The organism is Chryseobacterium sp. ISL-6 (genome assembly GCF_018613715.1).
In the GTDB taxonomy this organism is placed as follows: domain Bacteria; phylum Bacteroidota; class Bacteroidia; order Flavobacteriales; family Weeksellaceae; genus Chryseobacterium; species Chryseobacterium paludis.
This window is the reverse complement of the sequence record NZ_JAGGPT010000001.1, coordinates 910,441-923,890: the sequence shown is the minus strand read 5'-3', so window position 1 is coordinate 923,890 and position 13,450 is coordinate 910,441. Positions and strand designations below refer to the sequence as shown.

11 protein-coding genes are annotated in these 13,450 nt (G+C 35.1%); 1 reads left to right on the top strand and 10 read right to left on the bottom strand.

The genetic code is table 11. The features are described 5' to 3' along the window. Positions 1-279: 279 nt before the first annotated feature. Positions 280-1,302, top strand: coding sequence for a pectate lyase (gene pelA / locus J7E44_RS04180; RefSeq protein WP_214825900.1), 1,023 nt, complete (start codon positions 280-282; stop codon positions 1,300-1,302). Positions 1,303-1,421: 119 nt separating this feature from the next. Here pelA and J7E44_RS04175 read toward each other — a convergent pair whose 3' ends face one another. From J7E44_RS04175 to J7E44_RS04130, 10 genes are all read right to left on the bottom strand, one after another. After that, complete coding sequence (locus tag J7E44_RS04175) at positions 1,422-2,537, bottom strand: pectate lyase family protein (protein ID WP_214825898.1); 1,116 nt, start codon at positions 2,535-2,537, stop codon at positions 1,422-1,424. Positions 2,538-2,775: 238 nt separating this feature from the next. Next, positions 2,776-5,256, bottom strand: a complete 2,481-nt coding sequence (locus J7E44_RS04170) for a glycoside hydrolase family 95 protein (RefSeq protein WP_214825896.1) — start codon at positions 5,254-5,256, stop codon at positions 2,776-2,778. Between the two features lie 58 nt (positions 5,257-5,314). Further along, a complete protein-coding gene (locus J7E44_RS04165) occupies positions 5,315-6,217 on the bottom strand; it encodes an alpha/beta hydrolase (protein ID WP_214825894.1) in 903 nt (300 codons plus the stop codon). Positions 6,218-6,221: 4 nt separating this feature from the next. Further along, positions 6,222-6,563: a cupin domain-containing protein gene (locus tag J7E44_RS04160; RefSeq protein ID WP_214825892.1), complete on the bottom strand. Its 342-nt coding sequence runs from the start codon at positions 6,561-6,563 to the stop codon at positions 6,222-6,224. Positions 6,564-6,633: 70 nt separating this feature from the next. Then, on the bottom strand, positions 6,634-7,371 hold the full coding sequence (locus tag J7E44_RS04155; protein WP_214825890.1) for a rhamnogalacturonan acetylesterase: 738 nt from the start codon (positions 7,369-7,371) through the stop codon (positions 6,634-6,636). A gap of 11 nt (positions 7,372-7,382) precedes the next feature. Beyond that, positions 7,383-8,351, bottom strand: a complete 969-nt coding sequence (locus J7E44_RS04150; RefSeq protein ID WP_214825888.1) for a pectinesterase family protein — start codon at positions 8,349-8,351, stop codon at positions 7,383-7,385. Positions 8,352-8,355: 4 nt separating this feature from the next. Further along, positions 8,356-9,264, bottom strand: a complete 909-nt coding sequence (locus tag J7E44_RS04145; protein ID WP_214825886.1) for an alpha/beta hydrolase — start codon at positions 9,262-9,264, stop codon at positions 8,356-8,358. A 15-nt stretch (positions 9,265-9,279) separates the two neighbouring features. Then, positions 9,280-10,947: a glycoside hydrolase family 28 protein gene (locus J7E44_RS04140; RefSeq protein ID WP_214825884.1), complete on the bottom strand. Its 1,668-nt coding sequence runs from the start codon at positions 10,945-10,947 to the stop codon at positions 9,280-9,282. A 1-nt stretch (position 10,948) separates the two neighbouring features. Further along, positions 10,949-11,794, bottom strand: a complete 846-nt coding sequence (locus J7E44_RS04135; RefSeq protein ID WP_214825883.1) for a rhamnogalacturonan acetylesterase — start codon at positions 11,792-11,794, stop codon at positions 10,949-10,951. A gap of 3 nt (positions 11,795-11,797) precedes the next feature. Next, entirely contained in the window at positions 11,798-13,441 is a 1,644-nt protein-coding gene (locus tag J7E44_RS04130; RefSeq protein ID WP_214826212.1) for a glycoside hydrolase family 43 protein, read from the bottom strand. Between the last annotated feature and the right edge of the window lie 9 nt (positions 13,442-13,450).

Below are 13,450 nucleotides of genomic sequence, written 5' to 3'. Positions count from 1 at the left end.
TTATAAAAGATCCATTTATTTTCATAGGTAATTTTAGTTCCTTTGGCCATTCCATCGGAATAGATAGGTTGGGGAATTTTTGTTGTAAAGCTCTATGATCATTAAATAATTCTTCTAAATAGAATTTGTATTTTTTTGATCAATAAATTACATTTTTTTGGTATTTTTGATAATAATAAATGGTGCTTTTGTTAATTATATTTATATGAGTAATCGATTGCATATTGTGAATTTATTGTATTAATTGCATTATTTTATTAGAAAAAATAAATTAAAAAAATGAAAACGAAACTGTATATTTTAGCGTTAGTTTTGACTGGTTTTAATGGTTTTAGTCAGGTGAAAGATACTTTAGCCGAGAAAATATTGATTTATCAGCTTCCAATAGGTGGCTGGGGAAAGCAACTTGATGATAAATCAGTTGTTAATTATAATTTACCGATTGATGAAGTACTTTTAAAGAGAATAAAAAATACCGGAAATGATCATGCTACAATAGATAATAATGCGACTTCAAAAGAAATTAATGCATTAATAAAAGCTTTTAAAATCACAAAGAATCCCGATTATCTTAAGTCTGCAGAAAAAGGGATAAAGTACCTCCTATTAATGCAGTATAAAAACGGAGGCTTTCCACAATATTATCCAAATACGGGACTTTATAGAAAGCAAATTACTTATAATGACAACGCTATGATTAATGCTTTAATGGTTTTGTATAATGTGGCAGTGGGTAAAAATGATTTTGATGTTATTGTTGATTATCATATAAAACAACAATCAAAAATTGCTGTTCAAAAAGGTATTGAATGTATTTTAAAAACCCAGGTTTTGCAGAAAGGTATTCTTTCTATTTGGGCTGATCAATACAATGAAATAACCTTGCAACCTGATAAAGCAAGAGCTTTTGAACCTATTTCTTTAGCAACAGGAGAGTCGGTTGGAATCGTAAGGTTTTTAATGATGCAGCCCATTACTCCCGAGATTGAAAAGTCGATACGGTCAGCAATAAAATGGTTTCAAGAGAATAAAATAAATGGCTACAGCTACAACGTAGCAAAACAAAACGGTAAAGCAGTAAGAATTTTGGCTGAAGATAAAAGTTCTGTGATCTGGGCAAGATTTTATGATATTAATAATAACAAACCTCTTTTTGGTGACCGGGACGGAAGTGTAAAATACAATTATAATGAGGTTTCAGAGGAAAGGAGAAATGGCTATAGCTGGTTTGGTGATGCACCTGCAAAACTGATAGATAAAGAATATTCTAAATGGATTGGCGAAAACAACCTGCCAGAATAATGAATTGAAACATTAAACAAATAGGTTATAAGATCGAAATTGAGATGATTAATCTATTAATGATAAAAAGACCGAGATTCCTCCCGGTCTTTTTATCTTAGTATTGTAATTCCTTGCAGTTATAATGTATTACAAACGTTCCCCGATAATGTGGCTCCTGCGTTTGCTGTAACATCAGATTTTACTGAAGAAACAGATAAAGTAGAAATAGAATACGGAGGTGTGAATGCTGTTCCACTTCCTGAAGTATTTCCGGTGACATTTGTAAATGTATTTCCTGTTGCTGTAACGGCTGTATACCCGCTCATCAGGTTGATTGGTTCTTTTACGTTTTCAAAAACATTTTTGTCTACAAGGATATTTGCCTGAACTCCAGCTGCAATGCATTTATTGCTCGATGAACTGTTAAAATAACTGTTGACAATGTGGATTTTACCAAATCTTACCCTCGGCATACGTTCTCTGCATCCCGGAGCCCACCAGCAACGAACAAAGGTCACATTCAATTTTCCCGCATCAGCAGTTGCTCCATCGCTTGAACCGATAAGGTTTGAAAATCTGTGATCATCGGTTCCTCCTGAACCACCTGGTTTTGGAGCCTTTAAATAATGGAATTTCGTGTAAGAAACAGTGACAAAATCTGATTTGTTTTTAATGTCAAAATTTCCGTCAACACCATCTCTGAATTCACAATGGTCTATCCAAACATTTCTGCAGTCATCCAAAATAGCATTATCCCAACCATCTGTGTCATAAGCTCCAGGTCCTTCGAAAATCAAATTTCTGATAACGATATTGTTACATCTTTTAATATTGATAATGCCAGATCCATCCTTTGTCTGATCGGTTGAAACCAGTTTTGCACCGCTTGCGCCATAAATTGTTTTTCCGGTTTGATCCTGAAATGATAACCGGGTGGTAATGGTAATCGTTCCTGTGACTTTAATAACTTTTACAGCTGTGTTTTCAATAGCTGCTTTTAATTGTGCATAGTTTGTTACTGTAGTTTCAGCAGCAGTTCCTCCACCTGCTGTTCCTCCGTTTTGAGAAGCCCATCCAGGAGCAACACAACTGGCTAAAGGGACAACAGCATTTTGCATAATTGCATTTTTAAGATTGAGTTCGTTAGGGTTTCCTGATAACTCGGTCTTGATGTCTTCCTGACCGCAACCAGTTAATGTAAAAGCTGAGCTTAGAGCTACCGCAAATAGGGTGGCTTTGATTTTTGTTTTCATAGTTTATATTTAGTGATTTGTTCTTTTGTAAAATTATATATTTAATATTAAATTATTTTATATTTTAATATATTCATGTTTATATAATTATAATGTTAAGTATTTATTTAATTCAATCGGTTGCACTTTAGTATATAGATAATTTGTTTGAATATCTGTTTTTCCGGATAGGAAATCAGTGTAAGGGAAAATGAAATACCCTCCATGTAGGCTTTGTAAGTTTGCTTTTTACGATCCTTTAGAATGATCTTACTTCAAAAGAGTATATCCTATTCTTTTCTGTATTAAAATCAAAAACTTGTGTTTCGGGGATAGGAAATCCTTTTAACTGTGCTTTCTCCGAAATTAGCGGCGTTTTAATAGTATTTACCTGATAATATTCATTTGGATTTTCTCCTTTTGAAAGCTTGAATTGCGTTTGAGATTTTAGCTCAGTATTTTTTGCAATTCTGATTCTACAATTTCCTCCTAAAGCTGATTTAATTACCAGTTTAGTGAGCTTGGTATCTTTCCATTCAATATCTACTTCAAAACCACCTCGTGCTTTTAAACCTTTAACAGAACCGTTAGGTAGAGCATCGGGAAGAGCGGGTAAAATATAAATATAGCCATCATAACTTTGTAAAAGCATTTCTGCAATTCCGGAAGTACAACCGAAATTTCCATCAATTTGGAAAGGAGGATGAGCATCCAACAGGTTGGGATAAGTTCCTCCTGATTGTCCTTTCTGTTCCATTGAAGCAGGTGCTAATTGATCTGAAATTAATTTAAAAGCTTGATTTCCATTCAATAATCTTGCCCACCAATTGACTTTCCAACCCATCGACCAACCTGTGGATTTGTCACCTCTATATATCATAGAATTTCTGGCGGCTTCTGTCAGATTGGGATTTCTGAAAGGTGAAATCTGTCCTGAAGGAAATAGTCCGTATAAATGCGAGATATGTCTGTGTTTATCACCAGTTTGATCCATATCTTTTAACCATTCCTGCAATTGTGTATGCTGACCGATCTGCATTGGTGGAAGTTTACTTAAGGCTGTTTTCACTTCATCTGAGAGATTTTGTTCCGTATCAAGAGCTTTTGAAGCATTGATGAAATTATTAAAAACATCAAAAACCAATTGATTATCCATTGTTGTTCCTGCCGTAATTCCTACGTTTTTTATATAAGTATTTTCCGGTGACATAGAAGGAGAGACAACCAGATATTTTTTAGAAGCATCCTGTTGAAGAATATCTAAATAAAATAATGCAGGTCCTCTTAAAGCTGAATAATATTGTTTCAAAAATACCTTATCTCCGGTGTATAAATAATGATTCCAAAGATGTTGTGTCAACCAGGCACCACCCATAGGCCACATCCCATAGAAGCCACCGTCGACAATTCCTGTGATTCTCCACAAATCAGTATTGTGATGCATGTTCCAACCTCTGGCGTGATACATTTCCTTTGCCGATTCTTGTCCGGTCAATGATAAATCCTGAATCATATCAAACAATGGCTCATGCATTTCACTCAAGTTCGTGCTTTCGGCAGGCCAGTAATTCATCTCTGTATTAATGTTGACTGTATATTTGCTATCCCACGCTGGATTCAATTGATAATTCCAGATACCCTGAAGATTGGCTGGCTGGGTTCCTTGTTGAGACGAAGAAATCAAAAGATAACGGCCAAATTGAAAATACAACGCTACCAAATCTGGGTCTTTCGAACTACCAAATTCTCTAATTCTTACATCTGTTGTTTTTTTCGCTTGTTGAGTGGTTCCAAAATTAAGACTGACACGCTTAAAATATTTCTGATATTTTTCAATATGTGCTTTTAATTCGTCAGTATAGCTTTTGTTTAAAGCAGAATTTAAATATTGTAAAACCCCAGTATCAGGATTTCCTGAAATATCATTGTATTTTTTGAAGTTCGTAGCAATAGATACATAAATAACAACTTCATCTGCTTCTGAAATAGTCAATTGATTTTCAGTGGTGGTTAATTTTCCGCCTGTTAAAATTGGAACTGTAACTGTTTTGAAATTTATTCTTCCTATTTTATTGTCAACAGAGCTGCTTGTTCCGTTAATAATCAATTGATTTTTCTCCGTAAAAATTGAATTTTTTAAATGTGGAGTAGAGGCATTAATAGAGAAATTTAAGCTTCTTTTTTTGTTGGAAGACAGTTTGATTACAATAACATTATCTACGAATGAAGAGAAAATCTCACGCTTGAAAATAACACCATTAACTTCATAAGAAATGGTAGTTATGGCTTTTTCAATATCTAAAGTCCTGCTGTAATTTTTAATATTTTTATGATCTTTAAAATTCAGAAATAGATCACCCATTGTCTGATATGGCATTCCATAGTTCAAATCTTTCGGAGCTGCTCTCGGATAGGTAGTATTTGATAAATTCTGAGCTTTCTCAAATTTACCTTCATTTAAAAGTTTTCTGATTTTCTGAATACTGTCGAAGGTGTTTTTGGGAACATTGTTTCCCGGTTCTCCTGCCCATATCGTTTCTTCATTAAGTTGAAGATGCTCTTGTGAAGATCCTCCAAAAACCATTGCTCCTAGTTTTCCGTTTCCGATAGGCAATGCTTCGTTCCAGTTTTCTGCGGGTTTATCGTAAGTTAGTTTTAAATTTTGTTGAGCATGAATGGTAATGGAGATTGTTGCTCCAAAAAGAAATGCGAAGATTTTATTTTGATTGATTTTCAACATTTTATATTTTATTGAAGTAATTTGTGTCGGCGATGATTCAAAAATGTTTAATTGTCAATTACGGAATACTAATACTTTTCAGCCAATCTGAACATAGTTTTTTCCAGTTGTCAGTCAATTCGTTTTTATTGTTAATTCCGATTTTATGCTGACCTTCAGGGAAAATAAACAATGCGCCTTTTACTTTATTTTTAATCATTTCCTGATAATAAAGAATGCTGTTCATCACAGGAACAGTCCGATCATTTTGTGCATGAAATAATATCGTGGGCGGGGTTTTTTCAGTGACACGGTTTTGCATAGAATATTCTTTGATTTTTTCCCTGGAAGCATTTTCGCCGAGCAAGCTATTGCGGCTGTCTACATGTGCAAACTCTCCCAAATCAATGACTGGAGAAACAAGAATGGCGAAATCAGGAACAGTGGAAAAATTCTCCCAATCTCCTTTTAATGCTGTGTAATCTGTGGTTATATTGCTTGCCATTGCAGCTAAATGCCCTCCTGCAGAGGTTCCTAGAACTCCAATCTGGTCTGGTGAAATTCCCCATTGTAAAGCATTTTTTCTAATATATTTTATTGAGGCCTGAATATCTTGTAGAGGAGCGAGTTCTTTTTGTTTTAAATCTGGTGAGGTGGGTAACCTATAGTTTAAAACAAAAGCAGATATTCCAAGGGTATTAAACCATTTTGCAATTTGAAAACCATTTAGGTCGTAGGTGAGTTTATAATATCCACCACCGGGAATGACGATGACAGCCATCTGCTTTCTTTCTTCTTTTGGAGGTAAAAAAGCAAAAAGTTCAGTTTCCTGAATTTGGATAATTCTTCCCTCTTTTTCTTCGGTTTTTAATTCCAGTCCTTTAGAATTAGGCATTTGTCCTTTTGGCCAGACCATCAGTTTTTCCTGAGTTAAAAGATGATTGTAGAGGAAAATTACTAATATGAAAGCAAATTTTTTCATTCAATTATGATTTTAGAAAATCCTCTCTGAACGGAGTGAATGCATCAATTAATTGTCCTTCTTCCAAACATTTTACACCATGGAAAATATTGGGCTGAGCAAAAAAACCATCACCCTTCTGTAAGATTTTTATCTCACCATCCACGGTTACTTCAAATGATCCTGATGCAACATAGGTGATCTGTGAATGAAAATGTTGATGTAGAGCTCCTATCGCATCTTTTTCAAACTTTACGATCACCATCATCACCTGAGAATTGTAGCCCACAAACTGTCTGGAAACGCCATTTCCTAAATCTTCCCATTCGGAATTTCCATCAAAGAATGGTTCTTTTTTGAATTTCATTTTTATTTTTTTAAATGATTAAAAAATTTCGGTTAGTTTATTACTATGAATAAAACGCATAAAGCTTTGATTATTTAATATACTTTTCCAAACCGGTTTTTAAATTTCTCAAAGAATTCAGTGCTAATTTCGCAACAGATTCAGCACCGAATTTTGATAAATGCGTATCATCAGATTTTCCTTTAGGATAATATTCAACATCGCCTTCTTTGTAATGCAGATGAAGCTGTTTTGATTTTTCTGGACCATAAGAAATCTCCATTTGTTCGGTTAATAACTGTAAATCAACGAATGGAACTTTAAGATCATTGGCAACCATTCTTACCACCAAAGGATATTCTTTGTGAGTGTCTACTAAAACACCATTCTCAGTAAAGTTTCTTCTTACTATTGAAGTCATCAGAATTGGTGTTGCACCTTTTGCTCTGGTTTCATTAACGTATCTTTCAAGGTTGGCTCTGTATTGAGTATAAGGGTTGGTAAATTTTGAAGAATCCTTGACCTTCTGATCGTTATGACCAAATTGGATAATTACAAAATCACCTTTTTTAAGTTGTTTTTCAACTTTATCCCATCTTCCTTCTGTTCTGAAGCTTTTTGAGCTTCTTCCATTCATTGCATGATTCTGAATTTCAATTCCGGTTGTAAGAAATAATGGAAGCACCTGACCCCAACCGTGTTCAGGATTTTTATCAGGATTTTCCTTATTGGCCATCGTGGAATCGCCGATTAGGAATAGAGTAGGTTTCTGCTGGGCAACAATAATTGCAGAGATAAAAATGTAAAGAGTTAAAAATAGTTTTTTCATAATTAGGATCTTCATAGATTAGGTTTCCAGCCATCAAAAATTTTTTTAAGAGTATAATTTTTCATATCTTTTTTTGTAAGTTGGTGTGACCAGCTTACACGATCTATTGTATTTCCACCTTCACCGCTACTTCCAAATTCTCCGTAGAAAGCGGTTTTTTCTTTGTCAGGAAACATTTTGTCTCCTTTCCAAGGATTCCAACCTTCCGGAAGAATATGCTTTCCCATTTCGGTATTTAAAAAAACTGTTTTTGCAAACGGCCTCCAAGGTCTTCCCAGGTATACTTTTGTCACACCTTCTTTAGCAATTAATTTACAGTCAAGAAATACAAAACCATATTTTCTGTCAGCTTCTGTTGCAGCTGCAGTGATATAAGAATCGGCTAAACTTTTTATAGTACAATTCTTAAAAACAACGGTCGCCTGTCCGAAAATGAAATCTGTAGTTCCTTCAATACTGCAGTTTTCAAAATATTGCCTGCTGTGGTTGGTTGCTGAATAAAGAGTGTCCTGGCAACCCAGAATTTTTGAATTTTTAATGATAAAACGGTCGCCTTCCACATGGAGGGAAACTGCCTGTCCTTCGTTACAAGAGCTGTTTCGAATCGTTAAATTACTAATTGTAATATCATCACCCATTACCAATAAAGTATAGGAATTGAAAGTTGTCATTTTTTCATTAAACACGTCTGGTTTTCCTGAATAATCATTATTAATGATAATTGTATTCTCCTTATTTTCACCTTCTAATATAATTTTATGTTTTGAAGAAGGGATTGTGATTTTTTCATTGTAAGTCCCTGATTTAATAGTGATCAATGCTTCTGAAGGACCAAGGTCTCTTACTGAATTAATAGCCTTTTGAATAGAAGTAAAATCTCCCTTTCCGTCTTTGCTGACGGTAATTTTTATATAGGGTGAGTTTCCTGCCAAAAGAAAATTGGCAGCCGAGATAAATAGAATTAAGAATAATTTTTTCATGAAGTTATTTTAAAACATTATTTAAAAAATCTAAAGTATAATGTAATGTTTCTGTGAACCAGGGTTCAGCACTCCAGAATGAATGTGGTGTATCTTTAATTTCATGAGATTTTGTAAAAATATTGTAGCTTCTCAATTGATTCATCATATCATCTCTTCCAGCATGAAAACGAGGTTGTGAGCTGTTAATGAAAAGAGTAGGCGGCGTATTTTTATTAATATATTCCAAGGGAGAGGCTTCGGTCCAGTTTTTAAGGTTTACATTTCTATCTCCACCCAGCCAATAAGAAGCATAAATACTTTCTTCAGCTTCCGGATGAATAAAGGAAACGATTCCATCAATATTTACAATTGCTTTAATTTTATTATGTAATTGTACCCCAACCAGAGTGGCCATCTGTGCACCTGCCGATTCACCCAAAACGGCGACTTTATTTTGATCTAAAGAGTACTTTTTTCTTTTTTTCTTGAACCATTTAATAGCTGTTTTAACATCTTCTACGCCACCTGGATATTTTGCCACATCTGCAAGACGATAACCAACTGCCATTGCTATATATCCTTTTGAAGCCAGTTCCATAGCCATATATCTTTCATTTTCCTTACTTCCTGAAACCCATCCACCACCGTGAACCATTGCGATTCCCGGATATTTTTTGGATTTATCAAGGGGATAATAAATATCAGCTTTTAATGCAAGTCCATCAATATTAGAATATTCTACATCTTTATCGATGCCTATGTTTTGCGGAACAGGCCTTTCCAAAGGGGTGATGAAAGGATATTTTTTCTTTAATTTATCATAAGTTCCCTCATTAGTATAAGGAGTAGCATTCGGTCGTGGAACTTGACCGAATGCTGATATTACTCCTACTAAAAAAAAGGAAATATAAGTAAGTTTGTTAATGATCATTCGCTTGTAGAATTTTTATTTAACTGAATCTTCAGCAACTTGTGTTGAAATAGAAAGAGCTGCTTTATCAGTAGAAATTTCTTTTGGTAACAATACAGCTCCGGTTTTAGGGCCTAAAATTTTAATGAAAGGTTTATTTACTGATTCAAATTTTACAGTAGACAGGTCAATTTTTTTGCTGTTGTATATTGTCGCTCCTGTTCCTTCAGAATATTTAAGTTTAACATTTTTCAACTGGATTCCATCGGCATCTACTATCGTTAAAGCTTTTTTTGTGTCAAACTGTGAATCTTCAATTACAATATTTTTAAGATTCATTTCGGCTAATCCGAACAGGGTAATCGCTTCGTAAGAATTAATAGCATTAATGTTTTTAAAGAAAATATTTCTGAAAATCGGAGTTTCCTCTGTCACTGGATAAAGTTTTTCGGGTGCTTTATTTCCTTCCTTTTTCTGACCGTCTTCTAAAACCGGCGAGGCTCCTTCATAAAACATATTGAAGCCAATAACCTGTGTTGGAATATTAATCATATTGATGTTTTTGATGTAAATGTTTTCAACAATTCCGCCTCTTCCACGTGTTGTTTTAAAACGAAGACCGATATCGGTTCCAATGAACGTACAGTCAGAAACGTGAATATTTCTTGCTCCTCCTGACATTTCACTTCCGACAACAAAACCTCCGTGACCATGATAAACGATATTGTTTTTTATGATCACATTTTCAGTAGGCATATTTCTTTTTCTTCCGTCTTCATTTTTCCCGGATTTAATACAAATCGCATCATCACCCACATCAAAAGTATTATCGTAGATCAAAACATTTTTACAGGATTCCAAATCTACACCATCGCCATTTTGAGAAAACCAGGGATTTCTTACGGTAAGGTTTCTTAAAATCACATTGGAACACATCAATGGGTGAAGATTCCAGGCCGGTGAATTCTGAAAGGTAGGACCATCTAAAAGAACTTTATCACAACCTATCAGACTTACCATTACCGGACGAAGGAAATCTTTAACCGTCTTAAGCTCTTCTTTAGAAATTTTATCAGGAACATTGAAGCTTGAACTGCTTTCAAATCCTTTTTTATAGCTTTCTGAAGGGTACCACGTTTTTCCGTCAGAAGATAATATTCCACCTGAGGAAATGATTTCTTTCCATTCAGATTCTGCCACTTTACCTTTTTTGATGGCTCTCCACGCATCTCCGCTTCCGTCGATTACTCCTTTTCCGGTAATAGCGATATTATTTGCATTTTTTGCAGAGATCGGTGATTGACAACGGATGGTATTTAACCCTTCAAAACTTACATCTACTAATGGATAGTCATTTTTATCTTTGCTGAATATAATGAAAGCTCCTTCTTCTAAATGAAGATTGATATTGCTTTTCAGTTCGATAGGACCTGTTAACCACATTCCGCGGGGAACGATCAGTTTGCCACCTCCTTTTTTGGTGAGACTTTCAATTGCTTTTTTGAAAGCTTCTGTATTTTTTACATTTCCCCCCGCAACACCTCCATATTGTGTGATGGAAACTGTATTTGCAGGAAAAGAAGTTTCCACAACCTGAGGCATTTTAAACTCAATATTTTTATAAATATCCAGATTCTGAGCATATATCTGCCCTGAAATCATCATTGCTGCTACTGAACCAATAATTTTGATAAACTTCTTCATTCTATTTTTTTTGAGTTTTAAGTATATTTTTAAATTCTTTATAAACAATCGCTGCAATTACTTTTGCCCCTTCGGGCTGGAAATGGGTATTGTCTTTTTGACCGCCAGGATAAGCCTCATACATTCCAGCAGGAAGATTCATAAAATAGTGACTGCTGGTAAAATCCTGCCCTTTTTTTGTGAAATATTCCATAGACAGTTTATTTAAATCAATGTACGGAACGCTCATTTCTTTAGCAATATCGATTGGTGCCTGCCAGTAATCTCCATGAATATTTTCAAGTTTTCCCTCTTTCCATGGGTAGTTTCTTGCAACTGGTGTTACAATAATCGGATTTCCGCCCTTTTGTCTGGTTTGCGTAATGAATAATCTTAAAAATTCTTTATATCCTTCAATATTTACATATCGTTCTGTATGCTTTTCTGAACCGTCATTATGTCCAAACTGCATGATTACATAATCGTTTGGTTTCAAATGCTCGTAAACATATCTCCATCGTCCTTCCTGGAAGAAAGTTCTGGTGCTTCTTCCGCCATAAGCTCTGTCGATGATTGCAACAGAATCAGTGGTAATTCCCGGCCTTAAAGAATATAAACTGTCTTTTAGGAAAAATGGCTGAAAAACCTGTCCCCAACCTGTAATAGGGTAGCGGACTTTCATGTAATCTTTACCGGGTTCATAATTCCCTGTGTAATCTGCCATCGTGGAATCACCGATGAGATAAATATGTGTGATATTTTTATTCTGTTTGGCAGATGTATTCCTTGTAAGCTTTTGTGATTGGCAAGATGATAAAAACAGGATTATTAGTAAAGCAAAAGATGTTTTATAGGATACTTTTCTCATGATTTATTTTTTTGTCATTCTAAACCAGTCAAAGTCTGCATATCCACCGCGGGATGCTTTTGCTGTACTTATACTATATAAACCGATTTTAGCCCCAATCCATTTTCCCGGTTTTGACTGAAAAACGTCACCGGCTTTTATGAAATCTTTACCATTTTCACTATAGCTGAATTGGCATAGACCATTAGGTTCGTTAACATTTACTTTTAAGAATACTTCGTTTGCTTTCAATTTAGTTTCAAATATTACTTTTTCCTCACCACCTTTATCTGCTTTTTCAGCTTTTCTTAATTGAAGGTAATATCCGTCCGGTTTATTGGTGATAACGATCGATTCATGGTCTAATCCCATTACCAAAAGACCTGCTGTTTTACCCTCTTTGGCATCCTCAGGGGTTAATTTAACTTTAGTTGATGCTACAAAATTCGGAGCAGGGAATTTTTGGGTTAGTAAATTTGGGACGTTCCATAGATTTTTTTCATTTTCAGGAACTTTCATTGAAAACAATCTTAGAAATTTCTGTCCTGAAAGTTTTGAAGACCATACGATATTTTCGTTAGCGCTCCATTGCCACTGAATACCCAATCTATCGCCATCAAATTCATCTGTTTCAGGAGGTGTAACGATGGGGTAGGATTGTCCTACATCAGGTTTTTTAGAAGTTAAAACAGGTTCGCCGATTCCATTTTTATTGGTGTCGATTCCGATAATAGGCCAGTCTTTTTCCCATTTCATAGGTTGAAGATGAACGATTCTTCCGTAGGCGTCAACATCCTGAAAATGATAAAACCAATCTTCACCAGAAGGTGTATCTACCCAGGCTCCCTGATGAGGCCCGTTTATTTTTGTTGAACCTTGTTCAAGAACAATTTTCTCTTCGTAAGGGCCATATATATTTTTTGATCTTAATACCAATTGCCATCCTGTAGCAACACCTCCTGCAGGAGCGAAAATGTAATAAAAGCCATTTCTTTTATATAATTTGGGACCTTCAACTGTTGGATGGGCATCATGCCCGTCAAAAACATGGACTCCTTTATCCAAAACTTTTGTTCCCTCAGGATTCATTTTATTAATGGAAAGCAAACTTTTTACACCAGCACGGCTTCCAGCCCAGCCATGGACTAAATATGCATTTCCATCTTCATCCCAAAACGGACAGGAATCAATGAGACCTTTTCCTTCCATCACCAAAACAGGTTTCTCCCAAGCTCCAAGTGGATCTTTAGTCTTTATCATGTAAATTCCGAAGTCAGGATCTCCCCAGTAAATGTAGAATTCACCCTTATGGAATCTCATACTCGGAGCCCAAACTCCGTCGCCTCTTTTAGGAGTAGAAAAATGTTCAAAAGGAAGAACGTCAGGAAGAGCATAATTCACTAATTGCCAGTTCACCATATCTTTTGAATGAAGAATAGGTAAGCCGGGAGCTTCATTAAAACTTGAAGAGGTCATATAAAAATCATTTCCAACACGAATCACATCCGGATCTGAATAATCTGAATACAAAATAGGGTTTCTGAAATTTTTCCCCTGATCTGCAGTCCATACTTCAGAAACATATGGTTTTTCCTGAGCGTTTATATATGTTGAAGCAACTGCTAGAGTTGTAACTGTTGCTATTCTTAAAATATTTTTTATCCTCATAAAGATCAA

Excerpts from the sequence above, each read along its gene's own strand:
- pelA (WP_214825900.1), top strand. The coding sequence starts at position 280 with ATGAAAACGAAACTGTATATTTTAGCGTTAGTTTTGACTGGTTTTAAT.
- J7E44_RS04165 (WP_214825894.1), bottom strand. The coding sequence starts at position 6,217 with ATGAAAAAATTTGCTTTCATATTAGTAATTTTCCTCTACAATCATCTT.
- J7E44_RS04155 (WP_214825890.1), bottom strand. The coding sequence starts at position 7,371 with ATGAAAAAACTATTTTTAACTCTTTACATTTTTATCTCTGCAATTATT.
- J7E44_RS04135 (WP_214825883.1), bottom strand. The coding sequence starts at position 11,794 with ATGAGAAAAGTATCCTATAAAACATCTTTTGCTTTACTAATAATCCTG.
- J7E44_RS04175 (WP_214825898.1), bottom strand. The coding sequence starts at position 2,537 with ATGAAAACAAAAATCAAAGCCACCCTATTTGCGGTAGCTCTAAGCTCA.
- J7E44_RS04140 (WP_214825884.1), bottom strand. The coding sequence starts at position 10,947 with ATGAAGAAGTTTATCAAAATTATTGGTTCAGTAGCAGCAATGATGATT.
- J7E44_RS04150 (WP_214825888.1), bottom strand. The coding sequence starts at position 8,351 with ATGAAAAAATTATTCTTAATTCTATTTATCTCGGCTGCCAATTTTCTT.
- J7E44_RS04130 (WP_214826212.1), bottom strand. The coding sequence starts at position 13,441 with ATGAGGATAAAAAATATTTTAAGAATAGCAACAGTTACAACTCTAGCA.
- J7E44_RS04160 (WP_214825892.1), bottom strand. The coding sequence starts at position 6,563 with ATGAAATTCAAAAAAGAACCATTCTTTGATGGAAATTCCGAATGGGAA.
- J7E44_RS04145 (WP_214825886.1), bottom strand. The coding sequence starts at position 9,264 with ATGATCATTAACAAACTTACTTATATTTCCTTTTTTTTAGTAGGAGTA.
- J7E44_RS04170 (WP_214825896.1), bottom strand. The coding sequence starts at position 5,256 with ATGTTGAAAATCAATCAAAATAAAATCTTCGCATTTCTTTTTGGAGCA.